The organism is Methylosinus sp. H3A, assembly GCF_015709455.1.
GTDB lineage: Bacteria > Pseudomonadota > Alphaproteobacteria > Rhizobiales > Beijerinckiaceae > Methylosinus.
In genome coordinates this window covers 66211-88974 of sequence record NZ_JADNQW010000007.1, presented here as the reverse complement: position 1 = coordinate 88974, position 22764 = coordinate 66211, and the positions used below count along the sequence as shown (strand labels likewise).

The 22764-nt window shown below is 62.4% G+C and carries 16 protein-coding genes and 2 pseudogenes; 12 read left to right on the top strand and 6 right to left on the bottom strand.

Annotation, left to right across the window (positions count from 1 at the left end; translation table 11 throughout):
• Window positions 1-9: 9 nt before the first annotated feature.
• The 4 genes and pseudogenes from IY145_RS24310 to IY145_RS24300 form a co-directional block, all read right to left on the bottom strand.
• The gene (locus IY145_RS24310) at window positions 10-1278 is read right to left on the bottom strand and encodes a TonB-dependent receptor (protein WP_312030664.1); all 1269 of its coding nucleotides are present in this window, start codon (window positions 1276-1278) and stop codon (window positions 10-12) included.
• Window positions 1214-2269 (bottom strand): FecR family protein, encoded by a 1056-nt coding sequence (locus IY145_RS24305; RefSeq protein WP_246722424.1) that lies wholly within the window; start codon window positions 2267-2269, stop codon window positions 1214-1216. Before IY145_RS24305 ends, IY145_RS24310 begins: the two co-directional genes overlap by 65 nt.
• A gap of 71 nt (window positions 2270-2340) precedes the next feature.
• Window positions 2341-2451: pseudogene (locus IY145_RS25990) on the bottom strand (iron dicitrate transport regulator FecR); the annotation flags it as partial.
• A 112-nt stretch (window positions 2452-2563) separates the two neighbouring features.
• On the bottom strand, window positions 2564-2887 hold the full coding sequence (locus IY145_RS24300) for a sigma-70 family RNA polymerase sigma factor (RefSeq protein WP_312030663.1): 324 nt from the start codon (window positions 2885-2887) through the stop codon (window positions 2564-2566).
• 883 nt (window positions 2888-3770) lie between these two features.
• Here IY145_RS24300 and IY145_RS24295 point away from each other — a divergent pair.
• Window positions 3771-5477, top strand: a complete 1707-nt coding sequence (locus IY145_RS24295) for a DEAD/DEAH box helicase (RefSeq protein WP_196410845.1) — start codon at window positions 3771-3773, stop codon at window positions 5475-5477.
• Between the two features lie 156 nt (window positions 5478-5633).
• Here the strand turns inward: IY145_RS24295 and IY145_RS24290 are convergent, their stop codons facing one another.
• Window positions 5634-5903 (bottom strand): hypothetical protein, encoded by a 270-nt coding sequence (locus IY145_RS24290; RefSeq protein ID WP_196410844.1) that lies wholly within the window; start codon window positions 5901-5903, stop codon window positions 5634-5636.
• Between the two features lie 1613 nt (window positions 5904-7516).
• On the opposite strand from IY145_RS24290, the gene IY145_RS24285 reads away from it, so the two are divergent.
• From IY145_RS24285 to IY145_RS24275, 3 genes are all read left to right on the top strand, one after another.
• Entirely contained in the window at window positions 7517-8257 is a 741-nt protein-coding gene (locus IY145_RS24285; RefSeq protein WP_409455329.1) for a hypothetical protein, read from the top strand.
• A 492-nt stretch (window positions 8258-8749) separates the two neighbouring features.
• Entirely contained in the window at window positions 8750-9799 is a 1050-nt protein-coding gene (locus tag IY145_RS24280) for an AI-2E family transporter (RefSeq protein ID WP_196410842.1), read from the top strand.
• A 392-nt stretch (window positions 9800-10191) separates the two neighbouring features.
• Window positions 10192-10875: a hypothetical protein gene (locus IY145_RS24275; RefSeq protein ID WP_196410841.1), complete on the top strand. Its 684-nt coding sequence runs from the start codon at window positions 10192-10194 to the stop codon at window positions 10873-10875.
• Between the two features lie 71 nt (window positions 10876-10946).
• Here the strand turns inward: IY145_RS24275 and IY145_RS24270 are convergent, their stop codons facing one another.
• On the bottom strand, window positions 10947-14585 hold the full coding sequence (locus IY145_RS24270; RefSeq protein WP_196410840.1) for an HAD-IC family P-type ATPase: 3639 nt from the start codon (window positions 14583-14585) through the stop codon (window positions 10947-10949).
• Between the two features lie 851 nt (window positions 14586-15436).
• Here IY145_RS24270 and IY145_RS24265 point away from each other — a divergent pair.
• From IY145_RS24265 to IY145_RS24230, 8 genes and pseudogenes are all read left to right on the top strand, one after another.
• Window positions 15437-16033 carry a hypothetical protein gene (locus IY145_RS24265; RefSeq protein WP_196410839.1) on the top strand — a complete coding sequence of 199 codons (597 nt, stop codon included), beginning with the start codon at window positions 15437-15439 and terminating at the stop codon, window positions 16031-16033.
• A 493-nt stretch (window positions 16034-16526) separates the two neighbouring features.
• Window positions 16527-17366, top strand: coding sequence for a class I SAM-dependent methyltransferase (locus IY145_RS24260; RefSeq protein WP_196410838.1), 840 nt, complete (start codon window positions 16527-16529; stop codon window positions 17364-17366).
• Window positions 17359-18195, top strand: a complete 837-nt coding sequence (locus tag IY145_RS24255; RefSeq protein ID WP_312030661.1) for a class I SAM-dependent methyltransferase — start codon at window positions 17359-17361, stop codon at window positions 18193-18195. Before IY145_RS24260 ends, IY145_RS24255 begins: the two co-directional genes overlap by 8 nt.
• A gap of 128 nt (window positions 18196-18323) precedes the next feature.
• Entirely contained in the window at window positions 18324-19685 is a 1362-nt protein-coding gene (locus IY145_RS24250; protein WP_196410837.1) for an MFS transporter, read from the top strand.
• Window positions 19686-19972: 287 nt separating this feature from the next.
• A complete protein-coding gene (locus IY145_RS24245; protein WP_196410836.1) occupies window positions 19973-20125 on the top strand; it encodes a hypothetical protein in 153 nt (50 codons plus the stop codon).
• Window positions 20122-20439 (top strand): IS66 family insertion sequence element accessory protein TnpB, encoded by a 318-nt coding sequence (gene tnpB, locus IY145_RS24240; protein ID WP_196410835.1) that lies wholly within the window; start codon window positions 20122-20124, stop codon window positions 20437-20439. Before IY145_RS24245 ends, tnpB begins: the two co-directional genes overlap by 4 nt.
• Before the next feature lie 94 nt (window positions 20440-20533).
• A pseudogene (gene tnpC / locus IY145_RS24235) lies at window positions 20534-22032 on the top strand (IS66 family transposase).
• Window positions 22029-22679 (top strand): plasmid pRiA4b ORF-3 family protein, encoded by a 651-nt coding sequence (locus IY145_RS24230; RefSeq protein WP_196410834.1) that lies wholly within the window; start codon window positions 22029-22031, stop codon window positions 22677-22679. The pseudogene tnpC and the gene IY145_RS24230 overlap by 4 nt, the downstream one beginning before the upstream one ends.
• The last annotated feature ends 85 nt before the right edge of the window (window positions 22680-22764 follow it).

Sequence of the window (22764 nt, the reverse complement as noted above, 5' to 3'; positions counted from 1 at the left end):
CGCTCCCGGTCATGCGCCTCCGACATTGGCCGGGAGTTCATCGTCGAAGCTGTGGGCGATCGGCGCGCGGCGGTCGCCGATATCTTCTCCGCGGTCCGCAGACGCTTTGTTCCCGCGCCGATTTTCCTGCCGTTCGGCCGTCGCCATCCGCATGGAAGGGTTCGGCGACACGGCGCTGGGCATGGTTTTGCTTGCTATCGTCAGCAATGGCGCAGTGTCACACGGTCGCCGATGATTCGAGCGTTGCGCTTGCGGAGGCGCCCTGGGCCTTGCGGAACCGCCGCGCTTTGCGTTTCTTCCACCAGATGGACGCTTCCGCGCAATGTCAATTATTGGGAGGACGACAAAGAAGTTCTGGCTATGAGTCAGATCGACGAATGAGCCATAGGGCGCGCCATTGTTCTCATAGGACGTATCCACCCTATAGAGCACGGACTTGTCCGCGCTGAGCGGGCCGGTGGCGCCGATGGTGGTGCGATAGAGCGCGAGCGAGCCGATCTGCTGGGTGATGGAATAATGCGGCTGCTCTTGCGGTCCCTTGGTGGTGATGTTGACGATGCCGCCCGGTTCCGAGAGTCCATAGAGAATGGCGGCCGGACCCTTGAGCACCTCTATGCTCGCCACATTGCCGAGTTGTGTCGAGGAAAATATATCGATGTTGCCGACGTTGTCGACGCGAAAGCCGTCTCGATAGATGCTCCCGGCGTTGAAGCCGCGAAGCAATATTCCATTGGCCCGCGAGAAGCCCGAGGAGGCGCCGGGGCTACCGACAGAGACCCCGCTTACGTTGCGCAACGCCTCGGCGAGCGTGATCGCCTGCTGATCCTTGAGCACCTCTGTGTGATCGCCTGCACATTGACCGGCGTGTTCATGACTGGCGTGTCGGTCTTGGTGCCGACCGACACGACCGACACGACCGGCGTGACGTAGCTGTTCTGCGGCGTGAGGCTCGGCTTGCCGGAGCCGCGAGTCGCCCGGCCGCGCCGCGCCGATGTCGATCGACGGCAGCTCTTCCGCCCCCGCGTCATTGCGCATGCTATCGTTCTGCGCCAGCACGATCGACACATCCTCGCCGTCGCGGGAGAAGCGATAGGAGAGGCTCGTGCCAATGAGGAGGCGATCCAATGCTTCTCGCGTCGAAAAAATTCCAACCAGTCCCGGAGAGCGCAGGCTCTCGGTGAGCCAGGCGTCATAGAGGAGTTGCAGGCCGTTTTTACCGGCCACGGCGTTGAGCGCTTTGGACATGGCGCCGGGCGGAATCTGGTAGGTCTGCACCACGTCGGCGCGCTGCTCGGCGGAAATGGCGGCGCGGGCGGGTGAGCCCGGCGCCCCCGCTGCGATGGTCGCGATCGCCGCCGCGATCGCGTCGTTGTCCCCATTCCGCGCTCGCCCTGAACCATTCTGCCCGCCATTGCCGCATCCCCGTTTCGACCGAGTGGCGAAATGCCCCTCCACTTTGAAACACGTGATCGCCGGTGCAAAGAGGAGGTCGAGAACGAAAAAAAATCCAGTTATATTCTTTGATTATAATCATATACTTAGTTAGATAGACCGCATGCAGGCCGAGCGAGATTTCGATCTGCCGCAAGGCGGCGAGCGGATCGTCGATGCGGAAGACGCCCGTCACCCGACGTGCCCTCAGCGCCGGATTCACGAAATAGACGAGGCCGCGGCGATAGCGTCCGAGCGCGTCGACGACCTCGCCCAGCGTTTCGTTTTCGAACATCAGCTGGCCCCGGCGCCAAGCCGAGACGCGGTCGAGATCGGCCTCCGTCGGCGCCCGAGCCGCGGCGCCTGTCGCATAGGCGCTCTGCTGTCCTTCCTCGACGAGCACGGAGCGTCCGCCGCTCGCGATCGCGACGCTCTGCTGTCCGACCACGACTTGCGCGGCGTTCCGGTCCAGCGAGGCGTCGAAGGCGGTGCCGAGCGCCGTGACCGTCCCGCCTGCCGCTTCGACGACGAAAGGGCGTGAGGCGTCGGGAGCCACGTCGAACCAGGCCTCTCCTTCCAGCAGGAGGATGCGCCGTTCCGCGCCGGAGAAGCGCAGGGCGACCGCGGTCCTGGAATTGAGCTCGATCCTGGAGCCGTCGCCGAGCGTGATCCGCTGGGATGCGCCGACTCCGGCGTAATGATCCGAAATCAGATAGAGCGGCGCGTCTCCGAGCAGCAGCAGGGCGAAGATCGTCGCCACAACGGCTGCGCCCGCGAGCTTGCGCTTCGTCCGGCGCTTCTTTCGAATCGGCCCGGCGCCGGGGTAGCGCTGCGCCATATGGCCGAAAAGCCCGCCACTTCGTCGAAGGCCGCGCGATGCGCGTCATCGACCGCGAGCCACTGATCCAGCGCGGCCTTTTCTTTTTTCGTGAGCGGCGGGCCGTCGTTTTGTCGCAGCCACCAGTCGATGGCGGCGTCTTGGACGCTTCGCCGCCCGTCGTCATACGTCTCTTCCGTCATGCTTCGGCCATCCCCCCTCGCCCGTGTCGAGACGCCGGAACTCGCCCGATAGATCGTTTCATCTATCATCACGCGCGAGCAGGTCGAAACGGGAGGTCGTCCGAGCCGAAATTCATCGCAACGCCGCGAGGCAGCGCTGGACGGCGAGCCGCATGTGTTTTTGCGCCATATTCTGCGACATGCCGAGCGACAGGCTCTCGAATAGATAGAGAAGGAAGACTTCGCGGCAGCGTGGCGGCAGCGCGTCGATCGCCGCATGGAGAAGCCGCCATTTCTCGTCGGTTTCGACGCTCTCGTCGGGGCGCGCCTTGTCGCAGGGCGCATCCAGGGGGAAGTCGCCGAACTCGATGTGCTTTGCCTCGGTTCGGCGTCGGCGCGTCAGATCCCGTGCGAGATTGAGCGCGATCCGCCGCTGCCAGGACGGGGGATCGGCCATTGTCTCGAATCGCTCATGACGCAGGACGCGAATGAAGGTCTCCTAGAGGATGTCGCTCGCATCCTCGGGGCAGACCTTCCGCAACAGAAAATTCGTGAGTTGACGCCGATTGCGCTCGAAGAGCGCGCCCATCGACGGGCGTTGGGACTTGAACATGCGGGAATCCGATCGGACACGTCGCCGAGATAAAGCCGTTCTCGGCAGAGCTGGCGGCGCCCCCCCTTCCTCGCCCGGGAGGCAAAGCTGCCTGTCCGTCCCGATTGTCCAGAGCCCGTGCGGATTGCCGGCGCTCGGCGCCCCCACGGACGCCGGGAGAACGCCGTTCAGCACGAAAAACAAGGCGGCGACCGCTGCGATGATCGCGCGACGTCGACTGGTCGGTCATATCCAAAGGCTAGACATGCGACAATGTGTGATAGGTCGAGCCCGCGTGTCAATATTCGCCGCAAACCGGCGAAGACAACCGTGAATTCAGCGTCCTCGCCGAAAATAGAGGGCGGGCTTCGAAACAAGACCCGCGCTCGCGCGCGGCCGAATTCTTTCGCCGGATATTGCGATTTCGGTTCGATGCGCCGCTGTGCGCTGTGGGGCGGCGGTAGATCACGCAGCGCTCCGGCCTCGATGCGGGGGGAAGACGCCCCGGATCGGTCGCGATGCCGCTCTCGATGGCGAGCTTGTCGCATATTGCGCGGATATCGGAGATCGGCTCGCGGACCGCCGACGGAAAAACGCTCCGACTATGCTCTTTCGCGCCGAGTAGACGGAGAACGTCGACGGTATGGCGTTGGCGGGTCGAATGAAGTAAGGCTGCTATCCGATCGCGGAAATCGCTGTCGACGAACATTTCGTCACCTGCGCCTGCGGGAAAGAGCAACCAGCACTGATGTCCTTCTTCGAAACAAGCCCAGCACTGGCTCGAGCCCTCGCCGAACGGCAGTATATCGATCCCACGCCGGTTCAGTCCGCGGTTCTGGCCGGCGACGCCGCGGGGCGGGACATCCTCGTATCAGCACAGACTGGTTCCGGTAAAACAGTCGCTTATGGATTGGCGATCGCCTCGACCATTCTCGACGACGTCGGGATGGTCGAAGCCACTCTTCCGCTCGCGCTGGTCATTGCGCCGACGCGCGAGCTCGCTCTACAAGTCGCGCATGAGCTCGAATGGCTCTACCACTACGCCGACGCGCGGCTCGTGACTTGCGTCGGCGGCATGGACGCTCGGCTCGAGCGCCGGAAGCTCGCCGAAGGAGCGCATATCGTCGTCGGCACGCCCGGGCGCTTGCGCGATCACATCGAGCGAGGGGGACTGAATACTTCCGGCTTGGCCGCGGTGGTGCTCGACGAAGCCGATGAAATGCTCGACCTCGGTTTCCGCGAGGATCTGGAGTTCATTCTCGATTCCGCGCCGGCCGGCCGCCGCACGTTGATGTTTTCGGCGACCATGCCGAAGGGCATCGCCAATCTCGCCCGACGCTATCAGAGCAATGCGCTGCGGATCGAGGTCGCCGGCGGTGAGCGCGGCCATGCCGACATAGAATATCGCGCGATCAGCGTGGCGCCGAAGGACACGGAACACGCCGTGGTCAATCTGCTGCGCTTCGTCGAAGCGCAGACGGCGATCGTGTTCTGCAACACGCGCGAGTCCGTCCGGCACTTGCAGGCGACATTGCTCGAGCGGGGGTTCTCGACGGTGCTGCTGTCTGGCGAACTCAGCCAGCACGAGCGCAACCAATCGATGCAGGCGCTGCGTGATGGCCGCGCGCGCGTTTGCGTCGCGACCGACGTTGCTGCGCGCGGCATCGATCTGCCCAACCTCGGGCTGGTCGTCCACGCCGAGCTGCCGAACGACGCCGAAACCCTGCAGCATCGCAGCGGGCGAACCGGCCGCGCCGGCCGCAAGGGCGTGAGCGCGCTGCTGGTGCCGGCGTCGCGGCGCAGCCGCGCCGAACGATTGCTGCGCGACGCTGGCGTGCGGGCTCGGTGGACTCGGCCGCCGACTATGGACGATATACGCCAGCTCGATCAGGAGCGGCTGTTGAGCGATCCGCTGCTGACCGCGCCGCCCGACGAAGAAGATCTGCGAATGGCGAGACTTTTGCTCGCAGAGCGTTCGGCGGAACAAATCGCCGCGGCTCTCGTCAAGGTGTGCCGGTCTCGCCTTCCCGCTGTGGAAGATGTGATCGACCCCGGCGAGGAGCCCGAACGCCCGGACGCGCGCGAGAAACCGGCCAAGGCTCGGCGCGAAAGACCGACGCGCTCGGTTCTGGCTGGCGGCAAGGCGTGGTTCCGGCTCGATATCGGTCGTTCCAGGAACGCCGATCCGAAATGGCTGCTGCCGATGCTCTGCCGGAAAGGCAATATCACGCGGCAGGACATAGGGGCCATCCGAATCTTCGAGCACGAAACGAAGGTCGAGGTCGCAGAATCGGTGGCGCCGAATTTTCTTCGCGATATGCGGCGCCCAGGCGGGGACAATATCCGCGTCGAGCGGCTGGCGGGCGATGCGGAGCCGTCGAGCTTCGATCCGCCAGCGAAGAAAGCCGGAAAGGCCAAGAAACGCCCGGCCGCCGAGCGTCGCACCCGATCATAGCCTCGCGCCGGCAGCCGAGGCGCTCTCGCCGGAGTCATCGAGCCTCGGGGCTCGATGCGAGGGGTCGGCGCACTTCTGAGCCGACACTGTGTCCCGTCGAGCCGGTCATCGGCGACCTGGCGTGACCAATGCTACCCTGGAGCCGAGTCTCCGCTATCATCGGAATTTTCCGATTGCTTTCGCGGAGGCGATACCCCTGAAGGTATGAAAATTCGCGCTTGCCCCTGTGTCCCGGCAATAACGCAGAAAGTCGTCTGCGCTGACGTCGATCAAGATGACCGTCCATCCGCTCTTCTGCCAATTCACGATCTCCTTCGCTTGGAGAGCCTGCCATTTTTCGTAAGAATCGGCTGGGTAGTTGTCGACCAGGCGCCGTAAGGCCTCGTGATCCGCCGCAGTGACGCGAGCGAGATAGGTCGTTGGCATGTCGTTTCTCACATTCGGGTGCGAATATCCGCCTATAATGCGCTCCAACCGCCCGGGAACGCAAATAAATGCCGGATTCTACCGACCCTTCATCGAGCCGGCGTCGGTTGTTTGAAATGCGGGGTTTCACGATTTATCGCGGCGGCGGGCTGGCCCGAGTGGTTCCCAAAAAGCTAGCGCCGGCGGCGTCTTGTCGATGAGCAAAAAGATCGCGCTCGGTAATTTCCTGGCGCTTTCAGGCCAGCTCGAACGTCTTACCGACAGAGATGCAGTATCCGATCGGATGCAAGGTAGACTCGTCACCGAGAGATGACGATGCCTCGGATCCGACCACTTCCAAGCACGACATCACCGTGATGGGGCGTGCTGACGGAGAGCATCGGGTTCGGGGACGTAACGGGGATGAGTGAATCCGCAAATCAACGAGAAGCGAGCCGAATGACCGTTGCGTCGACTGCCGAGTCGCAATGGCGCCGGCGCCCTCTATGCCCGCGATTATGGAGCCGGATTCGGTCCGCCGTAGCAGACGGTCTTCCAAACTGATCATGGCATGGACGTTGAGCGCCGTCGATCGATGGTGCGGCGCCCCAGCATTCACGAAACGTCTACCGCTATGCGATGCGGCTGTTCATGCGGCGCGGCAACGACGTTTTCGTCGACGGAATTCTAGCGGAGCATGCGAGGATCCCGTTTTTTGAACAGCTGCTCTCTTACGTAGCTATGCGCCGAGCTTTTCATCCGCGTGATTTGGCGATCTGATCGAGAGGGAACTCATGATATCGAGCCAACAGTCGGTCGGATTTCGTCTGTCGCGTCAGCAAGAGCGGTTATGGCGCGCCCGAACACACGACGAGGCGCCGGTATGCGGACGTGTCCGTGTCGAGGGACCAATCGATCCGATGCGTATGCGTGAACAATTGCGCAAATTGGTGACGCGTCACGAAATTCTACGCACCCGAATAGAATTATTGCCGGGAACGACCCAACCGATCCAGATTATCGAGGAGACGCGGATCGACGTCGACATCCACGATTTCGGTTCCGTTTCACGAAAGGACCGGCTTCGAGTCTTGGCTCGCGTCCAGAAGGGGCGCGCTTTCGACGCCTTGACGGAAATGCGCTCCATATGGAGATTATTCGATTTTCCGATGTTCTGCATTACGTGTTCATAGCCGTTTCGCCTCTTTGCTGTGACATGGTCGGTCTCCAGAACATCGTTCACGAATTGGCGACAAGCTATGACGAGCCGTGCGAAGCCGTCGTCGGGGCCTCCGAGCCATTTCAATACGCCGATTATTCCGCTTGGCAGGAGGAGTTGCAGTCCATCGATGACGACGCGGGAATTCGCTATTTGCGTCTTCGCGAGAGTTCGAATTCTTCGCCGATGCGATTGCCCTTGGAGAACGCGCTTCGGGACGATGGGACGCTCGAGCCGAAGTCCGTGGAGCTGCGATTGCCGAGGCCGCTGGTCAATGCGGTGTCGCGGCTCGCGGAGCGTGCTCTGGTATCCGCCCACGGCCGTTCTCTTGGGCGCCTGGATTGCTTTGCTTCATCGGCACGCCGATACGCGGGAAATCTCCCTCCATTATTCAAGCGAGGGACGCAGCGGTCCCATGGCGCAGGCGATCGGAGCCTATGCCCTCGATCTTCCTCTGACAATTCACGTCGAGCCTCAAGAGGAATTCGAGCAATTTTTATCACGGCTGCAAGCTGTTCTCGACGAAGACCGCGAATGGCTCGATTACGCCCCTGTCGTCGATACAGGAGCGAGCGGGGCGTCGATCGAAAGGCTCGGATTCGAATATGTGAGCGCTTTGGCGCTTCTGCAGGCTGGTCCCGTTTCAATGGCCTTGGAAGCGGCGACGACGCCTTCTCCCCCCTTCCGGCTCCGTCTGAAATGCCGGGCCGAGAAGGACAAGCTCGAAGTCGAGTTGCATTACAATGCAGCCCAATTTGTCGCGGCCGCGATCGAGCGCTTGATCGAGCAGTGGTCGGATTGCTCGAAGATGCTTCGAGAGCTCCCCGCTGCGACAATCGCGCGATTGAAGTTGATGAGTTCCGCCGAACAGGAGCGCTCAACGCACGAATTGCGCTCAGCTGTGGGAACGCAATCTTTGCAAGCGCCAGGGCTTCATTCGCTGATGGGACGGCAAGCCAAGCTCGTTCCTGACGCGCCTGCGCTCACCTGCGGAGACGAGTCCTGGACCTCATGGCCTTGTTGTCGCGGCGCGATCGATCCCGGAAGCCTGCGTTCTCGCCGTGCAATGCGAGCGGGCGGCTCGGTTGCAACTCCTCGCCGAGAGCGTGGGAGAAATTCAGGACATCGACGCCGAGCGCGGCCGAGAGGCGCATGATTGGATTCTCGAAAGCGTCGCGCTCGCAGGCGACGTTCTATTACTATGCGGGACAAATCCTGCGCGCGGCTCCGCTCGACGAAGATCATCCGTTGAGTTGAGCGGTCCTGCCGAGAAATCGCGTTCCGCTTCGGCCAGGATGATCGTTGCTGGCGGAGCGATTTTGGCGCGATCCCCGAGGCTATTCGGCGTTCCGTGTCGCTTTGGACCATAGCCTCGCTGCGATCGGCGCCAGCGCCGTGACGATTGGACTCGACGACCGAAAAGCGTTGCAGTCCAGCCGCGCGACGTAGTACGTGCCTTCATCATCGGGATGAGCTCTCTCCTGCATCGAGACTATCTCATTCGATTGCAGACAGCGCAGAGCTATTCGAATAGAACCGAGCGAAGGAACGAGAGTGACGCCAGGGGCAAGCTAGCACGCATAGATTTGCGCCGGAGCCCTTGCGATTTATTGCGAGATAAGCCTGAACGAAGCAGGGAGGCCGACATATGGAAAATCGACAGATATTCGGCTTGATCCTGCTCGCCGGCATGATCGGGCTGGGCATCGTCGTCATCAGCCCCTTCTGGGCGCCGCTCGCCTGGGCCGCCATTCTCGCTCACGCTACCGACTCCGTCTATCGGCGCAGCCTTCACCTCTGCGGACAGCGGCGGAATCTCGCGGCCGCGGTCACGACGATCCTGTTGATCGTCCTCATCGTCGTTCCGGTGTCGCTGCTGCTGGTCGATCTGCAGCGCGAGCTCGTCGGCGCCTATCGTGACCTGTCCACGAAATATGCGGATGAGCCGCTGGTTTTGCCCGAGGCGATCGTGCGCGTGCCGGTGATCGGCCCTGTCCTGACCGACCTGCTGAATGAGGTCGTCAACAATCCCGAGTTTCGCAAGCAGCAGCTCAACGAATGGCTGGAGCCTTGGACTCGTCAGCTCGCGGGAATCGTCGGCGCGGTCGGCCGTAGCATCGCGCAATTCGGCGTCACGGCGATCGCGCTGTTCTTCTTCTATCGCGACGGCGACCTCATGCTCGAGCAGATCCGCGCGGCGCTTCGAAAAGTGGTGGGGGAAACAGCTGATCGATATTTCCGAGCGGTCGAGACGACGTCCAATGCGGTCGTCTCGGGCCTGATCGTCAGCGCGCTGGCGCAAGGTTTAATCGCCGGCGTCGGCTATGCGTTCATCGGCGCCGGACCGCCGGTTCTGCTCGGCGCGCTGACCACTCTGACCGCGCTGATTCCCTTCGTCGGAACGGTGGCGATCTGGGGACCGCTCGGCGTTTGGCTCCTTCTCACGAACCAGATCGGCGCCGGCCTGGGGCTGCTCGCCTGGGGCGCGCTCATCGTCAATCCGGCCGACAATATTCTCAAGCCTCTGCTCATCAGCAACGCCGCCGACATTCCTCTCGTCGTCGTCTTTCTCGGCGTGATGGGCGGCCTGCTCACCTTCGGCTTTGTCGGATTGTTCCTCGGCCCGCTGATTCTCGCCGTGCTGCTCGCCATATGGCGGGAATGGCTGGAAGCTGAAGTTCCGGAAACGGAACGCTGACCTCCGCTACCGCCGTGCTCGTCGATTCTCGCAACGAATGGAATCCGATGGGGGAGCGCGCCTCCGGCGTCGAATGGGCTTCGGCGCCATTTTGGGGACGCCTGTCATCGAGAGCCGATACCCGACACCGATGCATGTCACGCCGGCGCGGCGTTCTGGAAAGCCGGCCCACCGCGACGGCGGGGCGAGAATTTGGATTCCGCGATATTGAAGGCGCTCGTGTCGACGGCTATGTTTTGAAGGGCTCCTCGGGTCGACGAGCTGGCGCGCCCCGCGCAATGATCGCCTCGCACCGACGAATCGCTCGAGCCCGCTCGATCCGTTTCCGACATCCAGAGCCTCCGCTCGCGAGAGCGCACTCGAGGCGAGCCTGCCAGCTGGAGAGCCGACCGATGACGAATGGTCACGAAACCGGGCGAGACGCCGAGACGAAGCGCGACTCCGGAGTTGCCGAAGGCGGATGGCTCCAGACGGTCGAGCATGAGGTCGAGGAGGTCGCTCACGAGGTCGAGGAGCTCGCCCAGCAGCCGCCGCCGGCCGTGTTCCTACGGGTTCTGAGACTCGACCTTCCCTATATTGTGATGCTGCTGGCCGCCATCCTCGGGATCGGCATGGCGACCTTCACTGGAGAGATGACCCCGATCTATTGGGAAATCTTGACGCCCCTCTACGCCGCCATTTGCATCCACACCGGCTGGCGTCGGGTGGAGGATCGCGAGGCGCGAATCAAGCTGGTTTGGACTCAGGCTGCGCATTGGCTGTCGGTTCTCGTCGCGATGTATGTGGTCTATCTACCGCGCGTGCAGGATGTGATGAACAACAATGCCGCTGGCATCACGCTGATGACCATTCTGGCGCTCGCCACCGTGCTCGCCGGCATTCATGCCTCGGCGTGGCAGATTTTCGCCGTCGGCCTCGTGCTGGCGATCTCGGTTCCAATCGTCGCTTGGATTCAGCAGTCGGCGCTGATTCTGACCATCGTCATCATCGTGCTCGTCTTCGTGCTTCTCGTCGGCGCCTCGCTGTGGTGGACGACGCACAAGGAGAAGCGCAAACTATCGGATACGGCGAGCTGAGAAGGCGGCGGCGCGCTGCGCCTCGTCCAATTTGGTCTCGCGGAATGCGAAGCGATCACGCGGAAATAATATCATTTCAAAGAGCGAGACGGATCGGCCGCAATTTCGATCGTCGCGGTCATTCCAGGCTCTAAGGCGATTTCCGGATTGGCCACATCCACGGCGATCTCGGCGGTTTCGAGATCGCCCGCTTCCGCCGGCCTGCGCCGCACGGCGCGCACGACGCCCGAGAAGCGGCGATCGGGAACAGCTTTTGCCGTGACGGTCGCGGCGTCTCCTTCACGGATGAAATCGGCGCTTTTCTCGGCGGCTCGAATGTCGATGCGCAGGACGGAAAGATTCACGCCTATGACGAAGGGCGGAGCGCCGCCGGGCGCGACGTCTCGACCGACCTCGATATTGCGAGCGACAATGACGCCGTCCGCCGGCGCGACGATCGCCGCTTCGCTCAGCGCGTTTTCGGCGGCCGTCATCGCCGAGCGACGCGCCGCGAGCATGGCTTGCGCGCGCCGAGCCGCTTCCTCCGCCCGCTCGAGAGACGCGCGAGACATGGCCAGCGCCTTGCGCGAGACGCGCCGCCCGGCTGTCTTGCGATCGAGATCGTCGCGCGCGGTGGCGAGCTGCGCATCGCGCTGTCGAAGCGCCTTTTCCGCCGCGACGACCGCGGTCCGCTTCGCGTCGACGGCTGTCTCCAAGGGACGCGCGTCGAGCTTCGCGCAGATTTGCCCGGCCGCGACCTTCGTTCCTCGATCACAAAGGATCGTTTCGACGACGCCAGCCACGCGCGCCGACGCCGGAACGATCGACGCCGGCTGGACCACGCCCGACGCCGTCACGACAGGCGCCGTCTCGCGTGGCGCGAGACGCAGGGCGCGATAGGCCAGTCCGCCGCCTGCCGCGAGAAGCGCAAGCAGGCCGACGGCCGCCATCCGCCGCCAACCGCTTCGGACTGCGCCACTGGTTGGGGCGAAGGCGGCGCGCGCCCAGCGACGCAAAATCGTCGAGCCGAAGGCCGCCTTCTCGATCTCGACCACGAGGAACAGCGCGGCGCTCGCCGCGAGGATGCGCGCCCATGTCGCAAGATCGAGCGCCTCGGTGGCAAACCAATCCTGCATGAAGGGCGCATAGGTGAACAGCGCCTGGAGCGCGATCGTCAGACCGACGGCGACGAGCACGGCGCGGCTGCCGAACAAGCCGCGCCAGCATATGGAGGGCTCCGACAGAAAGCGAGCGTTGAAGAGATAGGTCGCCTCGCAAGCGACGAGCGTGTTGACCGCGACCGTTCGCGCGCGGTCGAGCCCCATGCCTGCCGCTTTGGCGTATTCGTAGAGTCCCAGAGTGGCGATGAGCATCAGGATCGAGACCAGCACGATCCTCCATACATAGTAGCGCGACAGGATCGGCTCCGTCGCGGCGCGCGGCCGACGCGTCATGATTCCACGCGACGGCGGCTCGAAGGCGAGCGCTATGCCGAGCGTCACGGCGGTGACGAGATTGACCCAGAGAATCTGCACTGGCGTCACCGGCGGCATGTCGCCGATCGCGATCGCGAAAATGACCGTCAGAGCCTGGCCCCCATTGGTGGGGAGGAGGTAGAGGATCGTCTTCCGCAAATTCTCGTAGACGACGCGCCCCTCGCTGACCGCGTCGACGATCGAGGCGAAATTATCGTCCGCCAGCACCATCTCCGCCGCCTCCTTGGCCGCTTCGGTCCCCTTCACGCCCATGGCGATGCCGATGTCGGCGCGCTTGAGGGCCGGCGCGTCATTGACGCCGTCTCCTGTCATGGCGACGATCTGGCCCTGGCTCTGCAGCGCCTTCACGAGGCGCAGCTTGTGCTCCGGGCTGGTGCGGGCGAAGATCGTCGTGCTCGCGACCACTTCGCGCAGTTGAACATCGGACAGCGCGTCGAGATCATGTCCGGTCAGCGCCGCCTCGGCGCGCTCGAGCCCGAGCTCCCGTCCGATGGCGACCGCCGTCGCGGCATGGTCGCCGGTGATCATCTTCACGCCGACGCCGGCCTGCGCGCATAGCCTCACCGCCTCCAGTGTTTCTTGGCGCGGCGGATCGATCAGGCCGATGAGCCCGAGAAAGACGAGGCCCTTGTCCACATCGTCGAAGGCGAGCTGCTGTCGGCCAGCCTCGGCGCGCTTCTGCGCGACGCCCAGCACACGCTGGCCTTTCGCCGCGATCTCGTGAATGCGCGCGATCCAGAACGCCGCGTCGAGCTGCTGCTGGCCGCTCTCGGCGTCGCATTGCCAGAAGCACATCTCGAGAAGGCGCTCCGGCGCCCCTTTCACGAAGATCGAGCCTTCGCCCCGATGGTCGTGATGCAGCGTCGCCATGAAGCGATGCTGCGATTCGAAAGGGATCTCGTCGGTCCGCGGCAGCTCGAGCGCTTGGGCGCGCAGCTCGACGCCCGCCTTGACCGCCGCTGTCAGCAGAGCGCCTTCCGTCGGATCGCCTTCGACAGTCCAGACCTCCCTCTCCTCGCGCAGCACCGCATCATTGCAGAGCGAGGCGGCGCGCAGCGTCGCCAGCAGATCGGCGGCGTCCTCGCAAGAGACGTCCCGCCCGACGTCCTGCCCGCCCCCCTGCCCGGGCCGCGCGAAGCCGCCGTGAGGATCATAGCCGGAGCCGGACGCCTCATAGGTCGCGCCCGCGGTCGCGACAGTGCGGACAGTGAGCTCGTTGCGCGTCAGCGTGCCGGTCTTGTCGGAGCAGATCGTCGTCACCGCGCCGAGCGTCTCGACCGCCGGCAGCCGGCGGATGATGGCGTGGCGGCGCGCCATGCGCTCGACGCCGATCGCCAGCGTGATGGTGATGATCGCCGGCAAGCCTTCCGGAATGGCCGCCACGGTGAGGCTGACCGCCGCCATGAACATCTCGGCGGCCGAGAAGCCCCAGGCCAGAGTCCCGATCAGATAGACGGCGAAGGCGACGACGAGAATGATGAGGGTGAGCCATCGCGCGAACTCGGCCATGCGCTGCAATAGCGGCGTCGTCAGCTCCTCGACCTCCGAGAGCATCGCGCTGATCCGGCCGATCTCCGTCGCGGCGCCCGTCGCCACGACGACCCCGGAGCCTTGGCCATAGGTCACCACCGTGCCCGAATAGGCCATCGACGACCGATCGCCGAGCAGCGCATCCGGCGCGACGGGCGCGACGTCCTTGTCGACCGGCAACGACTCTCCCGTCAGCGCCGCCTCTTGTATCTGCAGCGACTTCACACGGATAAGGCGCAGGTCCGCCGGCGCCTTGTCGCCCGACTGGACGAACACGACATCGCCCGGAACCAAAGTCTCGGCGTCGACGACATGCCGATGGCCGTCGCGAATGACCGTCGCGTGAAACGACAGCATCCCGCGAACCGCCTCCATCGCCCGCTCGGCCTTTCCTTCCTGAATGAAGCCGATGATCGCATTGATGACCACCACGGCGACGATGACGGCGGTGTCCACCCAATGTCCCAGAAAGGCGGTGACGACGGCGGCGGCGATGAGCACATAGATGAGGATATTGTGGAATTGCAGCGCGAAACGGACGAACGCGCCGCGCCGTCGGCCGGTCGGCAGACGATTTGGTCCATATTGAGCGAGCCGCTGCTTCGCCTCCGCGTCGCTCAGCCCCGTGCTGGACGATTCGAGCCGCGCCAGAGCTGTCTCGAACGAGACGGCCGGCCAATCGACTTGACGATCGACGGCGCTCATCTGCCGAGAGCCATGAGATCGAGGAAGAAAAGCCGAGCCGTGTCGAGCGGGGTCGCGCACGGACAGAAGCGGCGAGACATAATTTTCCTCCCGATCTCGAATATTCAGCGAGGGCCTCGACGTGACGAAGGTCGACGAGGACGAGATGGGGCTGACGCCCTCGAGCGTCAACGCCGCCACGCCTCGATCGGAAGATCGATCGCCTGAAGCGCAGGAAACGAGACCGCGCAACGTCTGGCGTCGAACCAAATCGTCGTCTGCATCAATGACGACAAGCGCTATCTCTGGCGCGCCGCCTGAACCAAAGAACGCCCGAATCCAAATTCGTGGCCGTTTGCGCTCGGATCAGCCAAGCGCCGCGCGGCCAGCTGCATTCGCCAGAGATAAGTAAAGCGATCGGCCGCACCAATCGCGAAGCCACAGCGTATGAGGCAAGCTCCTCTAGGGGCCCGAGCATGGGCAGGATGACCATGTAACAGCATCAGGGCGCGGGAACCGAATGCACGGTCATTCGCGGACCAGTTGGTCGGAGGTCGGTGGCGCCGAGCTTCGCTCCCATCCCATTTGTCAATCGGCCGAAACACCCGGCTGGCGTCGATTTTTGCGAAGGCGCGGTCTCGAACGTCGGCTAGCAATTTCGAGATGAATGGCAAAAAGCGCGACAGCGAGAAGCTGCGTTTTCTCTATTGATCGAGTGATTATTCTCGCCAATGCAACAACGGCTTTAAGAAAGTGCATGTTCCCGGCGGCTGTAAGAAGCTCTATCGACTCTGACGCCGAGCGTCCACGCCCACTCCTCATTTGCTTCGTGAGGAAAGGGATCGTCAATTTTCCTGAAAGGGAGCGTTCCAATGAACTATCGCAATGTTCGTCATCATCCCGTCACGGATTTCGTCGCGTGCGGGATCGCTGTGATCATATCTGCTACGCCGGTGTCCGCCGAGCCAGCTCATGCGCCGGTCACCGCGTATCTCCAGTCATCCGGCACGCCCTATCGGGCCGCCAAAATCGACGGCGTCGACATGTTTTTATCGAGAGGCCAGTCCCACAGATGCGCCCGGCCATCTGCAATTCGACACGGCGATGCGGGCCTTCTGTGGGGCCTCGCAGATTTCCACTCGATCGCCCACTCCCGTCGCACCGGTGTCGTCGACACCATTACCTGGGCGGTCGCAGTAATGACGCTCTATCTCGACGTCCATGCTCCGCAAGGCGCCAATGCCGGCAAGATCGTCGCGGTCTGCGCGGAAGGAGGGCTCGGGGGCGGGGCCGTGGTGCGCAATGCGATCACCTTCCTGCATCAGGGAGGGATGATCGCAGTGGACGTTCCCCCGGGGCCGGCCGAGCGCATCGCCTGCTCGTCGAAATGTAACTTAGAGGTCCGGGTTCGTGCGGCGGCTATGAAGGCGACGCCGACGCGTGGCGCGGCTCTGAGCGTTCCGTTGTAAGCGCCTCATTAAGCGCGGGAAGCGGCGCCAATATCGGCTTGGTTATGCAGCGAGCGCAGCATTCGAGATATTGGTCGCATGGTTCTCTTTGATGCGGAGGCTTCCGCATTTGAACTGGCCTTTCCGGTGCGGGAGCTCGCTATCGGCGATAGTGAACGAGGCGGCTCGGTACCGCTTCAATCCGAGCGTTGGACCCAAGCGGCGCTTGATCGCTCGATGATCCTGTCGTTCCTCGTATCGAGCAAATATGCCGGTCTCCCGCCGTTTGCACCAGGGCAGAGGCCGCTACTGCAGACAAAGACTTCATGCGCTTTGCTCGTCTCGCGGGGCAGTCACGCGCTTGCCCATATTCAGCCATAACGTAGCCACTCCTCCGCACACTATAGCGCTGTTTTGCCTGTCGCCGCGCAATGGCGCGCGATTCGTTCGATAGATTGACAAACGCCCGATCGCTGCACACCGCACCGAGGTGGCTGCCGAAAGGAGAGTGACGATGACTTACGTGCGCATCACGGGAGCCCCGATCCAGAATTTCGGTCGTAATCCGCTGGAAATGCGTGACACGGACCACTACGAGCAGGAGTACGTCGAGGCGTTCGTCGAAAAATGGGATGAACTTATTGATTGGGATGCGCGCGCGGAGAGCGAAGGCGGATTTTTCATCCAAGTGCTCCAGGCTGCGGGCAAGCAACGCATCCTCGATGTCTCTACCGGCACGGGATTTCACTCTGTCCAGCTGATACGAGCGGGATTCGACGTTACAAGTGTCGACGGCAGCGCGAATATGCTCATCAAGGCATTTGACAATGCGAAACGTCGCAACTTGATCTTAAATACGATCCAGGCCGATTGGCGTTGGCTCAACAAGGCTATCCAGGGTAAATACGACGCCATTGTCTGTCTCGGCAATTCGTTCACTCATCTTTTCGACGAGATGGATCGTCGCCGCGTGCTCGCGGAATTTTATGCGGCTCTGAGATATGACGGCTTGCTGATTCTCGACCAGCGCAACTACGACGCCATGCTCGACGTCGGTTACGACTGCGCCCATAAGTTTTATTATTGCGGCGATCGAGTGGTCGCAGAGCCAGAACATGTCGACCCGGCGCTCGCGCGATTCCGATATGTATTTCCGGATGGGCTCGAATTTCACCTCAACATGTTCCCGCTCCGCAAGAACTACGTCCGCAAGCTGATCACCGAAGCCGGATTTCCGCGAGTGCGCACCTACGGCGACTTTCAGGAACAGTATGGTGAGCATGACCCGGATTTCTTCATCCACGTCGCGGCAAAAGACGCCGCCAATGCGAATGGGAGTGGCTCCGGTGAATAATGTGCAAAGAGTCGCGCGAGCCGTCGAGGCCTACTATGATAGCAAGGACGCAGACGAATTCTACCTTCACATATGGGGAGGCGAGGACATTCATATCGGCCTCTACGAATCTGCAGCCGACACGATCACGGACGCCAGTCGTCGGATAGTCGCGGCGATGGCGGACAGAATCATCATGCCACTCGACGAGACGCATGTGGTGCTCGATATCGGCTCCGGATTTGGCGGCGCCGCTCGTTACCTCGCGAAGCGGGTCGGATGCCGCGTTGTCTGTCTGAATATCAGTGGGGTCGAAAATGAGAGGAACCGCACGACCAATTGTGAGAGAGGCGTCGACCATCTGATCTCCGTTCTCCATGGCGCCTTCGAGAATATCCCAGCAGACGACGCCAGCATCGATCTCGTCTGGTCGCAGGATGCAATTTTACACAGCGCTGACCGCGACCGGGTGATCGCCGAGGTCTCTCGCGTTCTAAAACCTGGCGGCGAATTTGTGTTCACGGATCCTTTGCAGGTTGACGGCAGTCCGCCGAACGTCCTGCGAGCGGTCTATGATCGCATCCTTCTCGACTCGCTCGCGTCACTGAGCTTCTATCGCGCCACGACCTTGCGGCACGGGCTCGCAGAAGTGTCGATCGAGCTGATGCCATGCCAGCTTCTCAAACATTATGTGGCAGTGCAAGCGCAGCTGAAGGCGCGCTATCAGGAGATGATCGACGTTGCATCGCGAGAGTATGTTGATCGCATGCTCGTCGGCTTGCAGAATTGGGTCGAGGCGGCCGAACTCGGCTATCTCGATTGGGGAATTATGCACTTCCAGAAGAGGTGAGCGGCGCGCATTCGCTGGGCCGAGTCGATTCCACGGGGACCATGATGGCCACCATTGCCTGCGACCGTCGGCCATCCGCTTATCGACTGGCGATTGGATAGCGCGAAACCCGTCGGAGTGCCGTTGAAATGCCCCCCAATTATCTCGCACCAGAGCCGACGACGAATCTCAACTCGTCGAGGATCGACCCGGAAGATGCGCCACTCAATCGTTTCCATTGGCGCCTGACATTCTACTCAGGTGGCGGCCCGTTTCTGGATGGCTACATTTTAAGCATCATCGGCGTAGCAATGGTCCAAGCTACGCCGGAGTTGGGGTTGTCGACGTCCTGGCAAGGGCTGATAGGGGCCTCCGCTTTGATAGGTATCTTCTTTGGAGGCTTTCTTGGTGGTTGGCTGACCGACAAATTTGGCCGCCAAGTTTTGTACACTTTAGATCTGATTCTCATCATAGCCTGTTCGATAGCGCAGTTTTGGGTTCAAAGCGCATTCGCGCTTTTCATCCTGCGTTTGCTCATCGGTGTCGCGGTGGGCGCAGATTATCCTATCGCTACTGCGCTGCTGGCAGAGTTTGCGCCGCGACGCTACCGTGGACCTCTGCTCGGCGGCCTGATTGCGATTTGGTTCGCAGGCGCAGCGGTTGCATATGTGATCGGAGAAACATTGCTCCATTCGGGTTCTGATGGATGGCGCTGGATGCTGGCGAGCGCCGCTCTACCTGCGACGATGTTCGTTATCATGCGCCACGGCACACCCGAATCTCCACGTTGGCTGTCGCAGAAAGGTCGTCATGCGGAGGCGATCGACGTGATTCGAGGAGTGTATGGAACTGATATAAAATCATACCAGATCCCTTCGAGTAGAGAAGGTGAGCCTTCCGACGTGCGGGCGCTTTTTCGTTCTGGTTACGGCACGCGTCTGTTTTTTGTAACCGCCTTCTGGACCTGTTCGATCATTCCACTATTCGCAGTCTATGCGTTCGGTCCGATGATCCTCGAGTCCCTTGGGCTCGGTGGGGCGATGGCGAATTTCGGATCGGCTTTCATCACGGCCCTATTCTTGGTCGGCTGTCTCGTTGCCCTTCTCGTCGTGAATAAGCTCGGTCGCCGCAAATTGATGCTCCACAGTTTTCTGTGGTCCGGCGTAGCTCTTTTGCTGCTGAGCATTTCGTCGGGAAGTCTGCCATTCGTGGTCTTATGCTTCTTTTCTGCGTACGCACTATTCATTGGCGGCGCACAGGTGCTCACGTGGATTTATCCTAACGAGCTGTTCCCCACGGAGATCCGTGGCACTGCCGTCGGATTGGCGTCGTCATTGAGCCGCATCGGCGCCGCTGTCGGAACGTATTTGGCGCCATTTTCAGTCGACGCGCTTGGAATAGGCGCCACAATGCTGATTGCGGCAATCATCACTCTCGTCGGATTTGCAGTGAGTCTGCGGTGGGCGCCTGAAACCGCGAGCTTGGGCCTCGACCAAAGTGCGACTCTATGAGGCGTTGCGCTGTAATGAGGCGAGGTGTCGCGTGCGTAGGTTCGTGATGTTGTTGAGGCGTCCATCGATACGTCGTGCATCGGACGAGCTATCGTCAACTCGAGGAAATCACGCCAGCGTCTTGATCGGTAACCCTCCGCCGGCGGCCGCCTGGCGCTGAGGATTTCGTGCGGAGTAGTCTTGCGCTGTGGCCCTTTGGCCATCCGTGATAGTGTCCATTATCGATAGTGGACACGATCGCCGCTTGGCGACGGCAGTTTGCGTCGGCGCCTTCTGAGCCGGCGATCTTGCCCGTCACGATCGTTCCGTCCGAACAGCCAGCGCTTCTGGAGGCGCTGGGACGCATGGAGATCATGCTTCTCTCTGGCGAGAAGATCGTGGTCGGCGCGGATGTCGAGGCTCACGCGCTTGCGCGCGTCATCAAGACGCTGCGGCGATGATCCCGGTCTCGGCCGATGCGCGCGTGTGGCTGGTCACGGGCCACACCGACATGCGCAAGGGCTATGCGAGCCTGTCGCTGATCGTTCAGGAGACGCTGCGGCGCAATCCCAACGGCGGCCATCTATTCGTCTTTCGGGGCCGCCGCGGCGATTTGATCAAGGTGCTCTGGCATGACGGCCAGGGCCAATGCCTGTTCGTGAAGCGCCTTGAGCGCGGACGTTTTCTGTGGCCTCAACCATCGACGGGCGCGGTGACGATCAGCGCGGCGCATCTCGGCTATCTTCTGTCGGGGATCGATTGGCGCGCGCCGTAGTACACTTGGCGCCCCGAGGCGCCGGGCCGAAGATTTTCACGCGCGCGAACGCAGCTACGCCTTGCCTGCGCGCCGTTTTATGATTTGATCATTGATGATGAGCTCCGCTGATTCTCTTCCCGACGACGTCGAGGCCTTGAAGTCGCTGCTTCGCGAGAGAGACGCGGAGCTTGTGCAAGCGAGAGCTACGGCGTCAAACGCGGACGCGCTGATCGCGCATTTGCAGCTCGCGATCGAGAAGCTGCGACGCGAACTCTACGGCGTGCGCAGCGAGCGCAAGGCGCGGCTCATCGAGCAGATGGAGCTAGAGCTGGAAGAACTCGAGGCCGACGCGAGCGAGGACGAACTCGCGGCCGAGAAGGAGGCTTTGAGGACGACCGCGGTCCGCGCCTTTTCCAGGAAGAAGCCGTCGCGCTAGCCTTTCCCGGCGCATTTGCCGCGCGAGCGCGTCGTATTGCCGGGACCGACCTCATGCGCCTGCTGCGGCTCGACGCGTCTCCATAAGCTCGGCGAGGATGTGACCGAGACGCTCGACCTCTTGGTGATGATCCTGTTTGAGAAGTATGGACAGCACCAGCCACTGAACCGGCAATCCGTGCGCTACGCGCATGAGGGCGTTGACTTGAGCCTCTCGACGCTCGCCGATCAGGTCGGCGGCTGCGCGCAGTTGCTGCGTCCGCTCTGCGACCTCATCCGCGACCACGTCTTCGCCGGCGCCAGAGTGCATGGCGACGACACGACCGTGCCGGTGCTGGCCAAGGGCAAGACGCGCACCGGGCGGCTGTGGCCTATGTGCGCGACGATCATCCGTTCGGCGGCGCCGATCCGCCGGCGGCGATGTTCTTCTATTCGCGCGATCACACCGTTGAGCATCCCGAGCGCCACTTGGCGCGCTTTGCCGGCATCCTGCAAGCCGACGCCTATGCCGGGTTTAATCGGCTTTACGCGCCGGACAGGCCGCCGAGATCAATCGTCGAGGCGGCATGCTGGAGCCATAGCAGGCGCAAGTTCTTCGTGCTCGCGGACATCGCCGCTCATGCGCGGAACAAGGCGCTTGGCAAGCAGACGGCGATCGCGCCGCTCGCCTTGGAAGCGGTCAAGCGCATCGACGCGATCTTCGACATCGAGCGCGAGATCAACGGGTTTGCCGCCCACGAGCGCTTGGCCGTGCGCCGCGAGCGCGTTGCGCCTCTGGTCTGCGATCTCGAAGCCTGGATGCGGGCCGAGCGGGCGCGGCTGTCGCGTCATGCCGATGTCGCCAAGGCGATGGACTACATGCTCGAGCGCTGGGACGCCTTCGCGCGCTTCCTCGACGATGGGCGCGTCTGCCTGACCAACAATTGCGCCGAGCGCAGCCTGCGCGGCGTCGCGCTGGGCAGAAAATCCTGGCTCTTCGCGGGGTCCGATCGCGGCGGCGAGCGGGCGGCGGCAATATATACGCTCATCGCGACCGCAAAGCTCAACGGCGTCGACCCGCAGGACTGGCTCGCCGACGTGCTGGCGCGCATCAACGATCACAAGATCACCGATCTCGCCGCGCTGCTGCCTTGGCGGTGGGCGCAAGCGCGGGAAAGCCGTAAACTGGCGGCATGACCGCCATCGCCCGTCTCAAAATCACCCTCGATGACGTGGACCCAAAAGTCCTGCGGCGCATCGAGGTTCCGCTCGGCATAAAGCTCGATCGCTTGCATCTTGTCTTGCAAGCCGCGCTCGGCTGGACCAACAGTCATCTCTACGAGATCCGAGCCGGCGGCGCCGGATGGGGCTTGCCCGATCCAAACTGGCCCGACGGACCGCTCGACGCACGCAAGGCGAAGCTCATCGACATTCTCGAGGACGCGGGCGTCAAGACGCTCCGCTATCTCTACGACTTCGGCGACGGCTGGGAGCACACGATCAAGATCGAACGCCTCGTCGATGCAGAACCCGCCGCCCTTTACCCGAGGTTGATCGAGGCGAGCGGGCGCTGTCCGCCCGAAGACGTCGGCGGCCCCTGGGGCTATGCCGAAATACTGGAGGCGATCGGCGACAAAAAGCACGAGCGACATGCTCAAATCCGAGAGTGGCTCGGAGAAGAGTTCGATCCAAAAGCCTTCGATCCCGAACCACTCGAAGCGGAAGTCGCCGCCCTCGCCAAAAGCTGGTCCCGCCGGACGGTTACGTTTGATCTCTGCGTTGCCGAACATGTTTACCCTCGCCATCATAGGAGACGGGGTGGTTCGCGCTTGAAAAGGTCATAGGAAACTTGATCGCCGATCGGCGTCGCGTCTCTCGCCGATTCATGTGTAAACAAGCGAGATTCTGCGCAGCGCGATGGATGACGCC

Excerpts from the sequence above, each read along its gene's own strand:
- IY145_RS24260 (WP_196410838.1), top strand. The coding sequence starts at position 16,527 with ATGACTTACGTGCGCATCACGGGAGCCCCGATCCAGAATTTCGGTCGT.
- tnpB (WP_196410835.1), top strand. The coding sequence starts at position 20,122 with ATGATCCCGGTCTCGGCCGATGCGCGCGTGTGGCTGGTCACGGGCCAC.
- IY145_RS24230 (WP_196410834.1), top strand. The coding sequence starts at position 22,029 with ATGACCGCCATCGCCCGTCTCAAAATCACCCTCGATGACGTGGACCCA.
- IY145_RS24305 (WP_246722424.1), bottom strand. The coding sequence starts at position 2,269 with ATGGCGCAGCGCTACCCCGGCGCCGGGCCGATTCGAAAGAAGCGCCGG.
- IY145_RS24275 (WP_196410841.1), top strand. The coding sequence starts at position 10,192 with ATGACGAATGGTCACGAAACCGGGCGAGACGCCGAGACGAAGCGCGAC.
- IY145_RS24265 (WP_196410839.1), top strand. The coding sequence starts at position 15,437 with ATGAACTATCGCAATGTTCGTCATCATCCCGTCACGGATTTCGTCGCG.
- IY145_RS24270 (WP_196410840.1), bottom strand. The coding sequence starts at position 14,585 with ATGAGCGCCGTCGATCGTCAAGTCGATTGGCCGGCCGTCTCGTTCGAG.
- IY145_RS24300 (WP_312030663.1), bottom strand. The coding sequence starts at position 2,887 with ATGGCCGATCCCCCGTCCTGGCAGCGGCGGATCGCGCTCAATCTCGCA.
- IY145_RS24285 (WP_409455329.1), top strand. The coding sequence starts at position 7,517 with ATGGCGCAGGCGATCGGAGCCTATGCCCTCGATCTTCCTCTGACAATT.
- IY145_RS24280 (WP_196410842.1), top strand. The coding sequence starts at position 8,750 with ATGGAAAATCGACAGATATTCGGCTTGATCCTGCTCGCCGGCATGATC.
- IY145_RS24250 (WP_196410837.1), top strand. The coding sequence starts at position 18,324 with ATGCCCCCCAATTATCTCGCACCAGAGCCGACGACGAATCTCAACTCG.
- IY145_RS24290 (WP_196410844.1), bottom strand. The coding sequence starts at position 5,903 with ATGCCAACGACCTATCTCGCTCGCGTCACTGCGGCGGATCACGAGGCC.
- IY145_RS24295 (WP_196410845.1), top strand. The coding sequence starts at position 3,771 with ATGTCCTTCTTCGAAACAAGCCCAGCACTGGCTCGAGCCCTCGCCGAA.